The sequence below is a fragment of the Mesorhizobium sp. P3_B5 genome (genome assembly GCF_056402815.1).
Genome location: NZ_JBFUGR010000003.1, coordinates 106,121 through 121,291, shown reverse-complemented (window position 1 = coordinate 121,291; position 15,171 = coordinate 106,121). Strand labels below are relative to the sequence as shown.

Sequence of the window (15,171 nt, the reverse complement as noted above, 5' to 3'; positions counted from 1 at the left end):
TCCGATTTTTTGGCGTGAAAAACCCGCGAAGATTGCTATATTCAGGGAAATTGCGGTGAAACGGTTCCGTTAGCCCGAGGCTGCCGGACCGTTTTCTTTTTGTACCCATCGACAAGGCTTTCCCCGAAACGCGGGGGTGGCGGCAGGAAAGGTCAGGCATCATGAACAAGGTCCCGATGACAGGCGAGGGGTTCGCGTCATTGAAGGAAGAGCTGCGCTGGCGCCAGCAGGAAGAGCGGCCGCGCATCATCGAGGCGATCTCCGAGGCGCGCTCGCACGGCGACCTGTCCGAAAATGCCGAATACCATGCCGCGAAAGAGGCGCAGAGCCTCAATGAGGGCCGGGTCAACGAGCTTGAAGACTATATCGCGCGGGCCGAGGTGATCGACGTCAGCAAGCTCAGCGGCGACAAGGTCAAGTTCGGCGCCACTGTGGTGCTGGTCGATGAGGACACTGAGGAAAAGAAGACCTACCGGATCGTTGGCGACCAGGAAGCGGATGTGAAATCGGGCCGCATCTCGATCTCCTCGCCAATCGCGCGCGCGCTCATCGGCAAGGAAGTCGGCGACGCTATCGAAGTCAACGCGCCCGGCGGCGCGAGGGGTTATGAGATCGTCCAGGTGCAGTTTATCTAGGATCTTTCGATAATTCTGCTCTGGCAGCCAGCAACCTCTCGGCTTCCGCTATCACCTCATCCGCCGCAACGCGGCCGCCCGGCGTGGCCAGCAGCGTCGACGAATACGGCCCGCGCGGGCCGGTGAGACCGGGCTCGGTCGCCAGAAATATCGCGACGGTCGGCAGGCCGAAGGCGCTGGCTAGATGGGTAAGCCCGGTGTCGGCGCCGATGATCAGGGCAGAGCGGCCGATGATCGCGGCGATTTCGGCAAGCGATGATTTGGGCACCACAACAGTCTGTGGAACGGCCTTTGCGATGGCTTCGGCGACCGTTTTTTCCCTTGCGTCGGACCAGGTGGTGACCGGCGTCATCTTACGCTCAACGAGAAGGCGGGCGGTTTCGATCCAGTCGCCGACCGGCCATTTCTTGTCCTCGCGGCTGGTGCCGTGCAGCAGGAAGGCGGTTTTTCCTGCAATTCCGGTCAGACCGCCAGGCGGCGGCTGAATGCCTGATACCAACGTCGAAAAATCAGGGGTGTAGCCGAGCACCAGCCCGAACAGCCGTCTCGTCCGCTCGATAGCATGGAGATCGCGGGGCACGGCGTAGCGGCGGTCGTAGAACAGGCTCGCCGATGGCTCGCGCGCGCTCGACCGGTCGAAGCCGGCGATCGGTGCTTTCGCCTGTTTTGCCACCAGGGCCGACTTCAGCAGTCCTTGCGCATCGATGACGAGGTCGTAGTGGCAGGCCCGCAATGCGTTGCGCAATCCCAATGCCTCGTGCCAGGTGCCGCGGTCGAGCAGCGCCTTGCGCCAGCGTCTTATGGCCACGGTGTGGATGGTGCCGATTGCCGGGTGCAAGGCGACGATGCCGGCAAAAGCCTCTTCAACGCACCAGTCGAACGACACATCTGGACGGTTGCGGCGCGCATCCTCGACGGCGGGAAATGTGTGGATGACGTCGCCCATCGAGGAGGTTTTGACGATGAGCACCTTCATACGGCGGCCGGAATTTCCAGCAACCGGTCGGCTGCGGCCGCAACCCGTGCGACGTCCAGCGTCTTCAGGCAGTTGAGGTGGCCGAGCGGACAGATCTTCTGGTGGCAGGGCGAACATGACAGGCCGAGCCAGACCAACTCGCGGTGCTCGGCAAGCGGCGGCGTGTTTCGTGGCGATGTCGAGCCGTAGACGGCGACGATCGGCGTGCCGACCGCGGCGGCGACATGCATCAGCCCGCTGTCGTTCGACACCGCCAGCCTGGCCGCTGATATCAGGTCGATAGCGTCCTCAAGCCGCGTCTTGCCGGCGAGGTCGACGACGCCAGGCGCAAGTGCTGCGATTTCCGCCGTCACGCCGGCATCGTTTTTCGACCCGAACAGCGCGACCTGAAAACCTTTGGCCATCATGTCGCGCGCAAGGCCGGCATAACTCTCGCTCGGCCAGCGTTTGGCCGGCCCGAACTCGGCACCAGGCATAAGGGCCACGAATTTTTCCGCTCGCAACCCAAATCGACCGAGCAACACAGCCTGGTTGGCTGCATCGACGGTCAGCTTCGGAGCGCGGAATGCACCCCCCTGGGCGAGGCCGAAATAGGCTTGCGCGGTGCGCCGTTTCGCCGCCTCGGGCAACGGCACAATGTCGGTCAGCAGGCCATAGCGCATTTCACGCAAATTGCCGACGCGGCGCGGAATGCGGGCAAAGAACGGGATCAGCGCCGATTTCCAGCTGCCCGGCAGAACATAGGCCATGTCGTAGCGGCCACGCAGCAGGCGGCCGAAGCGGCGGCGAATGGTGAATTCGAGCGCACCGGGTTTCAGCGGAAAGTCGATCTGCTGGCGTAGCTCCGGCATGCGCTTGACCAAAGGTGCGGCCCAGGCCGGCGCCAGCACGTCGATCGCGGCGTTGGGATGCAGCTCTTTCAGCGCCGAGAACAGGCACTGCGCCATGACCATGTCGCCCACCCAGCGTGGGCCGATCACGAGGATCGTTGGGCTTTCAGCCATTCGACATAGTCTCTGACACCGGTTTCCACTGTCCGGAATTGGCCATTGTAACCGGCCGCGCGCAAACGGGACATATCAGCTTGCGTAAAGCTCTGGTAGCTGCCCTTGAGGTGGTCGGGGAATTCGATGAATTCGATCTCGCCTTTGCCCAGCGTGTCGATCACCGTTTCGGCTATGGCGCGAAAGGGCTGGGCGCGGCCGGTGCCGCAGTTGAAGATACCGCTCGAACCGCGCTTCCACAGCCACAGATTGACGTCGGCGACATCGCCGACATGGATGAAGTCACGGCTTTGCTCGCCAGGCCCGAAACCGTCATAAGCGCCGAACAGTTTTGGGTTCTGGCCTTGCTCGACCTGGTTGAACAGATGGAAGGCGACCGAGGCCATGGCGCCCTTGTGCGCCTCGCGTGGTCCATAGACGTTGAAGTAGCGCAGGCCCGCCACCTGCGAGTGATCGGTGTCGAAGACGGTGCGCCTGATATAGTCGTCGAACAGTTTCTTGGAATAGGCATAGACGTTGAGCGGCCGCTCGCATTGCGGCTCCTCGCGAAACTCTGCGCCGCCACCATAAACCGAGGCCGAGGAGGCATAGAGGAAGGGCACGCGCAACGCCTGGCAGGCATGCAGCAGACGCTTCGAATAGGCGTAATTCACCTCCATCATGAACTTGCCGTTCCACTCGGTGGTGGTCGAGCAGGCGCCCTGGTGGAACACGGCCTCGACGCGGCCGAGCGCGCCTGCTTCGAGCTGTGTCAGGAATTCGTCCTTGTCGAGATAATCGGCGATTTGCAGGTCAGCGAGATTGGCGATCTTGTGGCCGTTGGTGAGGTCGTCGACGACGACGATGTCGCTGTGACCTTCGGCATTGAGAGCGGCGACTATGTTGGAGCCGATCATGCCGGCGCCGCCCGTGACGATGATCATGGAAGCCTCTGGTTTGCCTTGCCGATTCCGGCCCTTATAGGGGAGGCTGGCTGGCCTGTCGATAAAGCAGGCACTTGAGATGGGCGCACGGGCCAGTCACAGTGGCGCCGCAAATCTCCCGCTTCAGTCGGCACGGGCCGACCGTCGGGGTGCGCCAGGAGCAAGACAATGCCGTCGACCGAACTGCTCATCGCGTTTTTCGCCACCACGGCGATCTTCGCCTATATCCCCGGCCCGGCCATGCTCTATGCCGCGGCGCAGACGATGGCGCGTGGTCGCTGGTCCGGCCTGACGGCGTCGTTGGGCATTCATCTTGGCGGCTATGTGCATGTCATCGCCGCCGCGACCGGGTTGTCGGTGCTTTTTCACGCCGTGCCGACGCTTTACATGGCGGTCAAGCTGGGCGGTGCGCTGTATCTGATCTGGCTCGGCGTCTCGCTGTTTCGCGCCAAGGCGCAAGGCGATGCGGTTCTGCCCGGCATCGAGCCGAAATCGGCCCGGCGGGCGTTTTTCGAGAGCATCACCGTCGAGGTGCTCAATCCCAAGACCGCGATCTTCTTCATGGCGTTCCTGCCGCAGTTCATCGATGCGTCGGCGGCGTTTCCGGTCTGGCTGCAGTTCGTCGTGCTGGGCATCATCGTCAATTTGATGTTCTCTTCGGCCGATATCGTCTGCGTGTTCCTGGCAGGTGCGGTGATCGGCCGGCTGCGCCGTTCCAGCCGTGCACAGCGGCTGATGCAGCGTGCGGGCGGCACGGTGCTGGTCGGACTGGGCGTGCATGTCGCCTTGCAGAAGGCCTGACCGGTTGAGCCGTTGCGGTGGTGTGCTGCCGTTGCGCTGCGCGGAATTGCGGTATATCGGCTTCGCCATGAACGATCCGACCCGTAAATTGACAATTTTCAGCACGACAGAGATCGGCTTCTCTCTCGAATTGCCAGTGACATGATCAAGCACAATCCGCCTTCTTCCGAACCCCTGCACCGCGCCATTGCCCGGTTCGGCAGCGTGACCGTGCTGGTCGTCGGCGACTTCATCCTCGACCGTTTCGTCAACGGCGTCATTGAGCGGATTTCGCCGGAAGCGCCGATCCCGGTGCTGCACGGGCGCGGCGAAACGTCTGCGATGGGCGGCGCCGGCAACGTCGTCGCCAACATCGTCTCGCTTGGTGCTGCCGCCATACCGGTGTCGGCAATCGGCGCCGACACGGCCGGAAACACACTGGTGCGCATGCTCGGGGAACTGGGCGTCGACACAAGCGGTCTGGCGCAAGACGGCGATCGCATGACCTCGTCGAAAAGCCGCTTCAGTGCGCTCAACCAGCAGGTGCTGCGCTTTGACGAGGAGGAGATCAAGCCGCTGGGCGACGGGGAGCGGGCGACGCTGATTCGGCATTTCCGCGCAGCGCTCAAACAGGCCGACATCGTCATCCTGTCCGACTACGGCAAGGGCATTTTGCTCGACGGCATTGCCGGCGAGCTGATCTCGATCTGCCGCGAGGCGGGAAAGCCGGTGCTGGTCGACCCGAAAGGGCGCGACTATGCGCGCTATGCCGGGGCGACGGCGATCACGCCCAACCGCAAGGAACTAGGCGAGGCCGTCGGCCGTGCGGTGTTTGCCGATGATGAGATCGTGGCGGCCGCGCGCGCATTGATTGCAGCCCATGGCTTCGATTTCGTCGTCGCGACGCGCAGCGAGAAAGGCATGAGCGTCGTCGGCTCGAACGATGCCCGGCATATTTCCACGCAGGCGCGCGAAGTGTTTGACGTCTCAGGCGCCGGCGACACGGTGATCGCAACATTTGCACTGGCGCTTGCCGCCGGCGGCGACCGTGTCATGGCCGCCTCCATCGCCAATGCCGCCGGCGGCGTGGTGGTGGGCAAACGCGGCACCGCGCGGCTGACGGTCGAGGAACTCACCGGCGCGCTGTTTCGCTCGCACGGGCCGACTGCCCACAAGGATGCGATCCTCGATGCCGCTTCGGCCGCGCGCATGGTCGCGGCGTGGAAGGACGAGGGCCTGAGCGTCGGCTTCACCAATGGCTGCTTCGACATCCTGCATGCCGGCCATGTCAGCCTCTTGCACGCCGCGCGCAGCCAGTGCGACCGGCTGGTTCTCGGCCTCAACAGCGATGCCTCTGTGCGTCGGCTGAAGGGTGCGGGACGTCCGGTCAACGACCAGCATGACCGTGCCTGTGTGCTGGCAGCGCTCGCCTCGGTCGACGCGGTCGTTGTCTTCGAGGAAGACACGCCGCTGGCGCTGATCGAAGCGCTGCTGCCCGACATACTGGTCAAGGGCGCCGATTACACGGTCGAGACCGTGGTCGGCGCCGACGTGGTGCAGAAGGCAGGCGGACGCGTCGTGCTGGTCGACCTCGTCGCCGGCAAAAGCACGACCGGCACCATCGGCAAACTGCGCGCTGGCAGCACCACCAACTGAGGTTTTCATGTCTGAGCTAAACGACTATCTGGTCCGCTCTGCGGCTGCGATCTCGGCGATGGTGGAGCGCGACCTCACGGCTGAGATGGAGCGGGCGGTGACGGCGGTCGTCGCGGCACTTTCTTCGGGCAAGGCGCTGCTGATCGCCGGTAATGGCGGTTCGGCCAGCGACGCCATCCACATCGCCGGCGAGCTGGTCGGCCGCTTCCTTAAGGAGCGCAAGGCCTACAACGTCATCGCGCTGCCGGCCAATGCCGCGGTGCTGACCGCCTGGGGCAATGACTATGGCTTCGACACCGTGTTTTCGCGCCAAGTCGAGGCGCATGGGTCGGCCGGCGGCGTGTTGCTCGCCATCTCGACCAGCGGCAATTCGCCGAGCATCCTCGCTGCCGCTCAACAGGCGCGGATCATGGGCATGACGGTGATCAGCCTGACCGGCGACACCGGCGGCAAGCTCAAGCCTTTGTCGGACATCCTGCTCAACGTGCCCTCGACCTCGACGCCGATCATCCAGCAAGGGCATCTGTGCCTCTATCACCATCTGTGCGAAGTGGTCGAAGCGCGCCTGAGCAATGGCTGACTGGACGTGAAGCCGAACCCATATCCACTCGAAGAGCCGGGGTTGTGGGTCGAGCGGATCGGCACCAGGGTTTTCGCCCCGGAAACGCCGGCGCTGTTCCTCGATCGCGATGGCACCATCAATGTCGATACGGGTTATCCCAGTGATCCGGCCGACATCGTCCTGCGGCCAGAAATGCTGCCAGTAATCCGAGCTGCCAATACCGTCGGCCTTCCTGCGGTCATAGTGTCCAATCAGTCAGGTATAGGCCGTGGCTATTTCGGCTGGCCGGAATTCGCCGCCGTGAATGCCAGACTGCTGGCACTTCTCGAAGCCGAGCAATGCCATATCGATATGGTGCTTGCCTGCGCCTACCATTCGAGCGGCACGGGTGAACTGGCGATAGGTGATCATCCGATGCGCAAGCCCAATCCGGGCATGATTTTGCGTGCTCGTGATCTGTTGGGTGTGGACATCGGTCGATCGATCATCGTCGGCGACAAGGCTGACGACATGGAAGCCGGTCGAAGGGCTGGGCTGGTGGAAGGCTGGCTGGTCGGCGGCCGGTTCAACAAAAAGGCCCCGGACGGCAGTTTTTCGACGCGCAAGCTGATGATGGGCAATGACTACCGCAGACTGTGCGACTCAATTGCCGGGTTAGGCGTGGCTTAGAACGCCACCAGCCCTTCGTCCTTGACGCGGCGGATGGTGAGCGCGGTGCGCACGGTGTCGACATTCGGCGCCGAAGCCAGTTGCTCGATAACGAAGGTCTGGAACGTGCCGAGGTCGCTCGCCACGCAATGCAGCAAAAAGTCGGATTCGCCCGAGACCATCCAGGCATCGCGCACGATCGGCCAGCCGCGCGTGCGTTCGGCGAAGGTTTTGAGCTCTGCATCGGCCTGGTGGTGCAGGCCGATGAGGCAGAAGGCGACGACGTCCATGCCGAGCGCGGGCGCATTGAGCAGCGCGCGATAGCCACGGATGATGCCGGTTTCCTCCAGCCGCCTGACGCGGCGCAGGCAAGGCGGTGCCGAAATGCCGACACGGCTCGACAGTTCGACATTGGTCATGCGCCCGTCGCCCTGGAGTTCGCGCAGGATCTTCCAGTCGATGGCGTCGAGGTCGGCTTTGAGCGGCATGGGCGGCTTTCGTGCAGCGCGAAAGAATCTTTCGTGATTTTGTAATTAAACGAGTTCACTGTCCATTCCATCCCTGCCTTTTGAAGGATTTCCTGGGCCTTTGAAGGATTTCTCGGGCTGTCGACACGGCGACAGCCCTTGGCGCGGAAGCTTTCCGGGGACGAATGCCGACTCGCCTTGCTGGCATGGCGGGCAGCACTTACATTACGCGCGATATCAAACGAGATTTCCATGCCACAATCACTGGCTGCTGTCCGCAGAGGCTTTAGATGACCACCAAGCACGCGCCTGTTCTTATCATCGGTTCCGGCCCTGCCGGCTATACGGCGGCGGTCTACGCTGCCCGCGCCATGCTGAAGCCGATGCTGGTCGCCGGCCTGCAGCAGGGCGGCCAGCTGATGATCACCACCGATGTCGAAAACTATCCCGGCTTCGCCGATCCGATCCAGGGTCCGTGGCTGATGGAACAGATGCTCAAGCAGGCCGAGCATGTCGGCACCGATATCATCAACGACATCATCACCGAGGTCGATCTCAATGTGCGGCCGTTCCGCGCCAAGGGCGATTCCGGCACCACCTACACCGCCGACGCACTGATCATCGCCACCGGCGCGCAGGCGAAATGGCTGGGCATTCCGACCGAACAGACCTTCATGGGGTTTGGCGTGTCGGCCTGCGCCACCTGCGACGGCTTCTTCTATCGCGGCAAAGATGTCGCGGTGATCGGCGGCGGCAATTCGGCGGTCGAGGAAGCGCTCTACCTCTCCAACCTCGCCAAAAGCGTGACGGTCATTCACCGGCGCAACGATTTTCGTGCCGAGCGTATCCTGCGCGAGCGGCTGTTCAAGAAGGAAAATGTCCGCGTCATCTGGGACACGATCGTCGACGAGATCACCGGCCGTCCCGGCAAGACGCCGCTGCCGCCCTCGGTGGAAGGGCTGAAGCTGCGCAACGCGGTGACCGGCGAGGAAACGCATCTCAAGGTCGACGGCGTGTTCGTGGCGATCGGCCATGCGCCGGCGGTCGAGCTGTTCGCCGGCAAGCTGAAGCAGAAGCCCAACGGCTATCTGTGGACGGCGCCGAATTCGACCCGCACCGACGTGCCCGGCGTGTTCGCCGCCGGCGACGTCACTGACGACATCTACCGCCAGGCGGTGACGGCGGCGGGGCTTGGCTGCATGGCCGCACTCGAGGCGGAAAAGTATCTGGCCGGCATTGAGGTACACCGCGAAGCGGCGGAATAAATCTAATCAAAGCGGCGGGACAAGCCGTTCAAAAGCCTGATTTTTCATTCAGACGCCAAACCAGAACGAGGGGAACTCATGGCGTTGGACTGGGACAAGCTACGCGTGTTTCACGCTGCGGCGGAAGCTGGGTCCTTTACCCACGCCGCCGAGACGCTGCATCTGTCGCAGTCGGCGATCTCACGCCAGGTCAGCGCGCTCGAACATGACGTCGGCGTGCCGCTGTTCAATCGCCACGCCCGCGGTCTCGTGCTGACCGAGCAAGGCGAGATGCTGTTTCGTACGGCGCATGACGTGCTGATGAAGCTGGAGACGATCAAGTCGCGGCTGACCGAGGCCAAGGACCGGCCTTCCGGCGTGCTGCGGGTGACGACGACGGTGGGCCTCGGCGCCGGCTGGCTGACCGAGCGGGTCCAGGAATTCATCGAACTCTATCCGGAAATCAGCCTGCAGCTGATCCTGGCCAATGAGGAACTCGACCTCACCATGCGCCAGGCGGATTGCGCGATCAGGCTGCGCCAGCCGCAGCAGCCGGACCTTATCCAGCGCCGCCTGTTCACCGTGCATTTCCACCTCTATGCCTCGCCGGCCTATGTCAACAAACACGGCAAGCCGGCTTCGGTGGCCGAGCTGAAGAACCATCGCATCGTCACCTTCGGCGTGCCGGTGCCCTCGCATCTGTCGGAATTGAACTGGCTGGAAACAGTCGGCGATTTCGAAGGCGGGCAGAGGGTGCCGACGCTGCAGATCAACGACATCCTGTCGATCAAGCGCGCCGTGCAGGGCGGTGCCGGCATCGCCATGCTGCCGGACTATGTGATCAGCAAGGAGTCAGGGCTGGTGCAGTTGCTGCCGGAGACCGAAGTGCCGTCCTTCGACACCTATTTCGCCTATCCGGACGCGATGAAGAACCAGGCCAAGCTGCATGTGTTTCGCGATTTCATCATCGCCAAAGCGCGCAGCTGGTCGTTTTGAACCTGATCCATTCCGAACGAATCTAGCCCCGCCAAGCCGTCAGCCGCGGCAGCCAGCCGGGGACGTTGCGGCGGTAGGTTTCGTATTCGGCGCCGTAGCGGCGGGCCAGCGTCGGCTCCTCATAGAGCTTCACAAACGAGATCATCGCGGTGGTGGCGATGACGGCGTAGACCACGACCGCCCAGCTCGAGAACAGCAGCGCCTGGCCAAGGATGATCGACAGCACGGCGACATACATCGGGTTGCGGACATGGCGATAGATGCCGCCGACCACCAGTCTTTCGGTCGGCGCCACCGGGGCGGGCGTGCCCAGGCCTTCGAGGGCAAAGCGGGCGAAGGAATGCAGCAGCAAGGCCGCGGCCGCGACAATGAGGATCGCGCCGACCGCGGAAAAGCCCGGCACGGCCGACAGCGGCAGATGGTAGCGATCCGTCAACAGCCAGGGCACCAGTCCGGCGACGACGCATGGTGCGGCGATGAAGAACAGCGCGCTACCGGCAATTGCCTGAGGTGTTCGCATCGAGGTCTCCCCGCCGGTTCACGGCCTGGTGCCGTAAAAATAAACGCCGGCTGCCCGATTCAGCATCATTCGGCGTTTTGCGAATTTCGGCAACAGAATCGGTTCGGATTGGCGGTTCCGCAATGGCTTTGGTGCCGGGCGCGCCCATTTTGGTGGTTTTTTCTGGTCCTATCGGGTCCGGGAATGGGTTGGACCACAGACTGCGTCTTTTTGCATGCGTGTGTTGCAAAATAGATGCTTGTTTCTTGGGCATGATGAGCACATATATAGTTCATCTCCTGGGCGCGTTCTCCTCCCATTAGCGCCCGCGAGTGTTCCCCTCTGGAGGTTAGCCTTAACAGGCACTTCCAATCAAACTCAGCCGGATCTTTATTGATCCGGCTTTTTTGTTGCCCGAACCCTGTTAGGGCCAGCGGAAAATTGACCAGCATTGCCGCGTAACAGTGACATGTAACCCCAGGTAACATGTCGCGGATGCACTCTATGGATTAAGCAGACCATAGGACGCGGTGTGGTTCGTTCGGGAGATGGGGGCATCACTCGAACGATCCGGGCTCAGGCGGCTACCGCGTCCGAACCTTTTTCTCTGCCGGCCAACACGGCGGAAATCGTGCGGCGGGCCTGCCGTTTTTACCTCCCACAAAGACGGTCCGCAAAACGGCGTCCGGATTATCCGGGCGCCGTTTTCATGTCGGTGCCGATGGCGAAGGCAAGCCGCCAAACGCCTGTCTCAGGCAGCCTTGCCGTTGGCGTTCATCGCCTCGTCGGCAAGCCGCCCGGTGAGCTCGGCCATGTGATCGAAAACGCTGCGATAGGTGGCAACGCCTGCTGTCGCCGAGCGCAATTCGATGATCAGGTCGCCGATCTCGGCTTGTGGCATGGTCGCCTCGACGACATCCCATCCCGGCCAATCGGGCCGCGCGTCATAGCCGAGGATCTGGCCGCGCCGCTGCGGGATCAGGGCAATGATCTTCGAGGTGGCGTCGGACGGCGTGACGATCTCGACCTTCATCACCGGTTCAAGCAGCACCGGCGAGCAGGCGGCCATGCCTTCCTTCATCGCCAGCTTGGCCGCCATCTGGAAGGCCATGTCCGAAGAATCGACGGCATGGTAGGAGCCGTCGGAAAGGTTGACGGCGACATCGACCACCGCAAAGCCAAGAGGGCCGGATTTCAGATAGTCGCGCACGCCGGTCTCGACCGACTGGATATAGGTTTTCGGCACAACGCCACCGGTGATGGTGTCTGAGAACTGGAAACCGGAGCCGCGCGGCAGCGGCTTGATCTCGATCACCACGTCGCCGAACTGGCCGTGGCCGCCCGACTGCTTCTTGTGGCGGCCGCGCTGCTGGACTGACTTGCGGATCGTCTCGCGGTAGGGCACCGCCGGAGCGTGGCCTTCGACCGGAATCTGGTTCTTGCCCTCCAGCCGTTCGCGCACGACGCGCAGATGCATCTCGCCATGCCCGGACAGCACGGTTTCCGCCGAATCCTGATTGTGGCGCAGGCTGAGCGAGGGATCCTCCTCGGCGAGGCGCTGGATGGCGGCCGACATCTTGACCTCGTCCTTGCGTTCCTTCGGCCGCAGCGCGAAGGCGAAGACCGGCTGCGGTGGCGTCAGGGTGACCAGCGGCTTGATGCCACCTTTGGCCGAGCTCAGCGTCTGGCCGGTCTTGACGTCGTCGAGCTTGCCCAGCGCCACCGTATCGCCGGCCTTGGCCGAGGTCAGTTTCGACTGGTCCTTGCCGAGCATTCTGTAGATGCCAGAGACTTTTGCCGTCTCGCCCGTCGAGAGATAGAGCTCCGAGGCGTCGGCAAGCTGGCCGGACAGGATGCGCGACACCGAAAGCTTGCCGCCATGCGCGGTGTGAATGGTCTTCATCACCTGGACCACGGTCGCATTGCCGTCGGGAGCGCCGAGGCGCTTGCGGGTCGCTTCGATATCGGGGGCATCGTGGCGGATCGCCTTCAAGAGGCGCAGCACACCATTGCCCTTTTCGGCGGTGCCGATCAGCACCGGCGTCACGATGCCGGCGCGCAGGTCGGCGGCGAGATCGTCGAAGATCTCGTCCTTGGGTGGTTCGATCTCCTCCAGCAACTGCTCCATCAACTGGTCGTCGTGGTCGGCGAGCGTCTCCAGCATGGAGAAACGCGCCTCGAGTTCGCGCGCCTTGTCGTCGCCGGGAATCTGGGCAACCTCGCTTTCGGCATATTCGCGATAGATGTAGGCGCGCTCCAGCGCGAGATCGATCGAGCCGACGACGACGCCATCCTTGCGCAGCGGAATCTGGCGCAACAGCAGCGGCACCGAGCTTGCCGGCTGCAGCATCTTCAGCGTGTCGCGCACGCCGGCGATTGCCTTGTCGACCTTGTTCAGGAACAGGATGCGCGGCACGCCGAGATCGTCGAGCTTGCGCATGATCAGCTGCAAGGCGGGGATCTTCTTCTCGTCGGCTTCGGCGACGACCACGGCGAGGTCGCAAGCGGCCAGCACCGGCTCGGCCTCGAAGGAGAATTCGATCGAGCCGGGGCAGTCGACGAAGGTGATCTGCTCGCCCATGAATTCGGTGGTGGCGACGGTCGCCTCGACGCTCATGGCGTGGGCGCGCGCCTCGGGCGAATGATCGGAAACGGTGTTTCCTGATGAAACGGGGTTCTGGCGGGGAATGGCGCCCGTACGGGCGAGTATGGCTTCGAGAAGTGTCGTCTTACCGCTTGCGAAGGGACCGACTATGGCAATGCATTTCGGTCCCGTGCGTCGTCCTCCGGCGCGAGTACCCATGACTGACCTCCACTCAGGCGTTTCCCTGGGAGCGGCGGCCGGCCTGTCGACCGTCGCGGGCGGGGTTCTTTTCGTTCGCCACCTGCCCAAGACCATCGTCCCACGGGTTTGCCGGCGGGGCAAGGAAAATAGGAAGCCGGCACTGTTGGCTCGCCCAGGTGGTTGCACCGCCCGCGAGATCGGACGACACTGCCATCGGCGGAAGAGCGGGCGGCACCGCCATCGCCACGCCACCAGATTGAGGATTGCCTGTCATGAAGATCATTGCCTGCGGCAGCGTCGCGACCATCATCGCGCCGGAAAAGTACTTTACCGGCCGTGTGTTGCAGACGCCGGTCATCGAGAAGGAAGCGCCGGCGCGGCTACGCGCCACCATGGTCAGCTTCGAACCCGGCGCACGCACCCACTGGCACACCCATCCGCTTGGCCAGACGCTGTATGTCACCGCGGGCGCCGGTCGGGCGCAGAGCTGGGGTGGGCCGATCCAGGACATCAAGGCCGGCGACGTCATTTCGTTTGAACCGGGCGAAAAGCACTGGCATGGCGCCGGTCCGAAATCGGCGATGACGCACATGGCCATGCAGGAGGCGCTGGACGGCTCCCATGCCGACTGGATGGAGCAGGTGACCGACGAGCAGTATGGCGGCTGAGGCCACAAAGACTCTGTTGGAACCGGTGTAAAAAAACCCGGCCGCGCGGCCGGGTTTTTCATGGTTCTCGTCGATGTGCCGATCAGGTCAGCGATGCGGTAAAGCGCTGGATGCGCGTGCAGGCTTCCTCGAGCAGCGTCTCCGACGTGGCGTAGGAGATGCGGAAGTTGGGCCCAAGGCCAAAGGCCGAACCGAACACGACCGCGACGCCTTCGGCCTCGAGCAGTTCCGAGCAGAAAGTCTCGTCGGTGTCGATCACCTTGCCGGCTTTGGTCTTCTTGCCGATCAGCTGGGCGCAGGACGGATAGACGTAGAAGGCGCCTTCCGGCGACGGACAGGTGATGCCACGCGCCTGGTTGAGCATCGAGACGACGAGGTCGCGCCTTCCTTGAAAGATCGCCTTGTTCCTGGCGATGAAATCCTGCGGGCCGTTCAGCGCCTCGACCGAGGCCCATTGCGCGATGGTGCAGGCGCCGGAGGTCTGCTGGCCCTGGATCATGTCCATCGCCTTGATCAGCGCCACCGGACCCGCCGCATAACCGATGCGCCAGCCGGTCATGGCATAGGCCTTCGACACGCCGTTCATGGTCAGCGTGCGCTCGTAAAGCTTCGGCTCGACCTCGGCGATGGTCTTGAAGACGAAGTCGCCATAGGTCAGGTGCTCGTACATGTCGTCGGTCAGCACCCAGACATGGGGATGCTTCAACAGCACATCGGCGAGTGCGCGCAGTTCGGCTTCCGTGTAGGCAGCGCCCGACGGGTTCGACGGCGAGTTCATCAGCAGCCATTTGGTCTTCGGCGTGATCGCCTTTTCCAGAACCTGCGCCGTCAGCTTGAAGCCGTTGTCGATAGACGTGTCGGCAAAGGCCGAGGTGCCGCCGCAGATCGCCACCATTTCGGGATAGCTGACCCAGTAGGGACGCGGGATGATGACCTCGTCGCCGGGGTTCAGCGTCGCCATGAAGGCGTTGAACAGGATCTGCTTGCCGCCGGTGCCGACAATGGTCTGCTCCGGCCGGTAGTCGAGATTGTTCTCGCGCTTGAACTTTTTCGCGATCGCTTCGCGTAGCGGTGCGATGCCCGAAACCGGCGGATACTTGGTCTCGCCACGGCGAATGGCCTCGATCGCCGCATTCTTGATGTTGTCTGGCGTGTCGAAATCCGGCTCGCCGGCACCCAGGCCGATAATGTCACGGCCGGCGTTTTTCAGCTCGCGCGCTTTCTGCGTCACCGCGATGGTCGCGGAGGGCTTCACGCGGGAAAGGGCGTCGGCAAGAAAGGCCATGACCAAATGTCTCCAGAGAGGATCGGCGCGGCCACCAGCGGCC

General features: G+C 63.1%; 16 protein-coding genes. 8 read left to right on the top strand and 8 right to left on the bottom strand.

What is annotated here, in order from left to right; all coding sequences use genetic code 11:
- Nucleotides 1-161: 161 nt before the first annotated feature.
- Nucleotides 162-635: a transcription elongation factor GreA gene (gene greA / locus AC1DVW_RS10245; protein ID WP_095090920.1), complete on the top strand. Its 474-nt coding sequence runs from the start codon at nucleotides 162-164 to the stop codon at nucleotides 633-635.
- On the opposite strand, the gene waaC is transcribed toward greA, so the two are convergent.
- The 3 genes from waaC to rfaD are packed head-to-tail and all read right to left on the bottom strand — an operon-like array spanning nucleotide 628 to nucleotide 3,538.
- Nucleotides 628-1,611 (bottom strand): lipopolysaccharide heptosyltransferase I, encoded by a 984-nt coding sequence (waaC, locus tag AC1DVW_RS10240; RefSeq protein ID WP_477322845.1) that lies wholly within the window; start codon nucleotides 1,609-1,611, stop codon nucleotides 628-630. The genes greA and waaC overlap by 8 nt on opposite strands.
- Entirely contained in the window at nucleotides 1,608-2,615 is a 1,008-nt protein-coding gene (waaF, locus tag AC1DVW_RS10235) for a lipopolysaccharide heptosyltransferase II (RefSeq protein WP_477322843.1), read from the bottom strand. Before waaF ends, waaC begins: the two co-directional genes overlap by 4 nt.
- Nucleotides 2,588-3,538, bottom strand: a complete 951-nt coding sequence (gene rfaD, locus AC1DVW_RS10230) for an ADP-glyceromanno-heptose 6-epimerase (RefSeq protein ID WP_477245359.1) — start codon at nucleotides 3,536-3,538, stop codon at nucleotides 2,588-2,590. The genes waaF and rfaD overlap by 28 nt, the downstream gene beginning before the upstream one ends.
- Before the next feature lie 168 nt (nucleotides 3,539-3,706).
- Here rfaD and AC1DVW_RS10225 point away from each other — a divergent pair, with 168 nt between their 5' ends.
- The 4 genes from AC1DVW_RS10225 (at nucleotide 3,707) to AC1DVW_RS10210 (ending at nucleotide 7,205) form a co-directional block, all read left to right on the top strand.
- Nucleotides 3,707-4,339, top strand: a complete 633-nt coding sequence (locus AC1DVW_RS10225) for a LysE family translocator (protein WP_477322841.1) — start codon at nucleotides 3,707-3,709, stop codon at nucleotides 4,337-4,339.
- A 141-nt stretch (nucleotides 4,340-4,480) separates the two neighbouring features.
- Entirely contained in the window at nucleotides 4,481-5,974 is a 1,494-nt protein-coding gene (gene rfaE1, locus AC1DVW_RS10220) for a D-glycero-beta-D-manno-heptose-7-phosphate kinase (RefSeq protein ID WP_477322839.1), read from the top strand.
- A 7-nt stretch (nucleotides 5,975-5,981) separates the two neighbouring features.
- The gene (locus tag AC1DVW_RS10215) at nucleotides 5,982-6,554 is read left to right on the top strand and encodes a D-sedoheptulose-7-phosphate isomerase (RefSeq protein WP_477322837.1); all 573 of its coding nucleotides are present in this window, start codon (nucleotides 5,982-5,984) and stop codon (nucleotides 6,552-6,554) included.
- Nucleotides 6,555-6,560: 6 nt separating this feature from the next.
- Nucleotides 6,561-7,205, top strand: coding sequence for a D-glycero-alpha-D-manno-heptose-1,7-bisphosphate 7-phosphatase (locus AC1DVW_RS10210; RefSeq protein ID WP_477322835.1), 645 nt, complete (start codon nucleotides 6,561-6,563; stop codon nucleotides 7,203-7,205).
- Here the strand turns inward: AC1DVW_RS10210 and AC1DVW_RS10205 are convergent.
- Nucleotides 7,202-7,672 carry an Lrp/AsnC family transcriptional regulator gene (locus AC1DVW_RS10205; protein ID WP_112560993.1) on the bottom strand — a complete coding sequence of 157 codons (471 nt, stop codon included), beginning with the start codon at nucleotides 7,670-7,672 and terminating at the stop codon, nucleotides 7,202-7,204. The two genes, AC1DVW_RS10210 and AC1DVW_RS10205, sit on opposite strands and share 4 nt — an antisense overlap.
- A 269-nt stretch (nucleotides 7,673-7,941) precedes the next feature.
- On the opposite strand from AC1DVW_RS10205, the gene trxB reads away from it, so the two are divergent.
- Both trxB and AC1DVW_RS10195 read left to right on the top strand, forming a co-directional pair.
- Nucleotides 7,942-8,916 (top strand): thioredoxin-disulfide reductase, encoded by a 975-nt coding sequence (gene trxB, locus AC1DVW_RS10200; protein WP_477272651.1) that lies wholly within the window; start codon nucleotides 7,942-7,944, stop codon nucleotides 8,914-8,916.
- Between the two features lie 78 nt (nucleotides 8,917-8,994).
- A complete protein-coding gene (locus AC1DVW_RS10195; protein ID WP_477245345.1) occupies nucleotides 8,995-9,891 on the top strand; it encodes a LysR family transcriptional regulator in 897 nt (298 codons plus the stop codon).
- A 22-nt stretch (nucleotides 9,892-9,913) separates the two neighbouring features.
- On the opposite strand, the gene AC1DVW_RS10190 is transcribed toward AC1DVW_RS10195, so the two are convergent.
- The 3 genes from AC1DVW_RS10190 to AC1DVW_RS10180 form a co-directional block, all read right to left on the bottom strand.
- Entirely contained in the window at nucleotides 9,914-10,411 is a 498-nt protein-coding gene (locus AC1DVW_RS10190; protein ID WP_477322833.1) for a methyltransferase family protein, read from the bottom strand.
- Complete coding sequence (locus AC1DVW_RS10185; protein WP_477245341.1) at nucleotides 10,383-10,664, bottom strand: hypothetical protein; 282 nt, start codon at nucleotides 10,662-10,664, stop codon at nucleotides 10,383-10,385. Before AC1DVW_RS10185 ends, AC1DVW_RS10190 begins: the two co-directional genes overlap by 29 nt.
- Nucleotides 10,665-11,141: 477 nt before the next feature.
- Nucleotides 11,142-13,193: an elongation factor G gene (locus tag AC1DVW_RS10180; protein WP_477322831.1), complete on the bottom strand. Its 2,052-nt coding sequence runs from the start codon at nucleotides 13,191-13,193 to the stop codon at nucleotides 11,142-11,144.
- Between the two features lie 254 nt (nucleotides 13,194-13,447).
- On the opposite strand from AC1DVW_RS10180, the gene AC1DVW_RS10175 reads away from it, so the two are divergent.
- Complete coding sequence (locus AC1DVW_RS10175; RefSeq protein WP_477245338.1) at nucleotides 13,448-13,843, top strand: (R)-mandelonitrile lyase; 396 nt, start codon at nucleotides 13,448-13,450, stop codon at nucleotides 13,841-13,843.
- Between the two features lie 82 nt (nucleotides 13,844-13,925).
- Here the strand turns inward: AC1DVW_RS10175 and AC1DVW_RS10170 are convergent, their stop codons facing one another.
- Entirely contained in the window at nucleotides 13,926-15,128 is a 1,203-nt protein-coding gene (locus tag AC1DVW_RS10170; protein ID WP_477322829.1) for a pyridoxal phosphate-dependent aminotransferase, read from the bottom strand.
- Nucleotides 15,129-15,171 lie beyond the last annotated feature (43 nt).

Excerpts from the sequence above, each read along its gene's own strand:
- greA (WP_095090920.1), top strand. The coding sequence starts at position 162 with ATGAACAAGGTCCCGATGACAGGCGAGGGGTTCGCGTCATTGAAGGAA.
- waaC (WP_477322845.1), bottom strand. The coding sequence starts at position 1,611 with ATGAAGGTGCTCATCGTCAAAACCTCCTCGATGGGCGACGTCATCCAC.
- waaF (WP_477322843.1), bottom strand. The coding sequence starts at position 2,615 with ATGGCTGAAAGCCCAACGATCCTCGTGATCGGCCCACGCTGGGTGGGC.
- rfaD (WP_477245359.1), bottom strand. The coding sequence starts at position 3,538 with ATGATCATCGTCACGGGCGGCGCCGGCATGATCGGCTCCAACATAGTC.
- AC1DVW_RS10225 (WP_477322841.1), top strand. The coding sequence starts at position 3,707 with ATGCCGTCGACCGAACTGCTCATCGCGTTTTTCGCCACCACGGCGATC.
- rfaE1 (WP_477322839.1), top strand. The coding sequence starts at position 4,481 with ATGATCAAGCACAATCCGCCTTCTTCCGAACCCCTGCACCGCGCCATT.
- AC1DVW_RS10215 (WP_477322837.1), top strand. The coding sequence starts at position 5,982 with ATGTCTGAGCTAAACGACTATCTGGTCCGCTCTGCGGCTGCGATCTCG.
- AC1DVW_RS10205 (WP_112560993.1), bottom strand. The coding sequence starts at position 7,672 with ATGCCGCTCAAAGCCGACCTCGACGCCATCGACTGGAAGATCCTGCGC.
- trxB (WP_477272651.1), top strand. The coding sequence starts at position 7,942 with ATGACCACCAAGCACGCGCCTGTTCTTATCATCGGTTCCGGCCCTGCC.
- AC1DVW_RS10195 (WP_477245345.1), top strand. The coding sequence starts at position 8,995 with ATGGCGTTGGACTGGGACAAGCTACGCGTGTTTCACGCTGCGGCGGAA.
- AC1DVW_RS10190 (WP_477322833.1), bottom strand. The coding sequence starts at position 10,411 with ATGCGAACACCTCAGGCAATTGCCGGTAGCGCGCTGTTCTTCATCGCC.
- AC1DVW_RS10185 (WP_477245341.1), bottom strand. The coding sequence starts at position 10,664 with ATGCCCAAGAAACAAGCATCTATTTTGCAACACACGCATGCAAAAAGA.
- AC1DVW_RS10180 (WP_477322831.1), bottom strand. The coding sequence starts at position 13,193 with ATGGGTACTCGCGCCGGAGGACGACGCACGGGACCGAAATGCATTGCC.
- AC1DVW_RS10175 (WP_477245338.1), top strand. The coding sequence starts at position 13,448 with ATGAAGATCATTGCCTGCGGCAGCGTCGCGACCATCATCGCGCCGGAA.
- AC1DVW_RS10170 (WP_477322829.1), bottom strand. The coding sequence starts at position 15,128 with ATGGCCTTTCTTGCCGACGCCCTTTCCCGCGTGAAGCCCTCCGCGACC.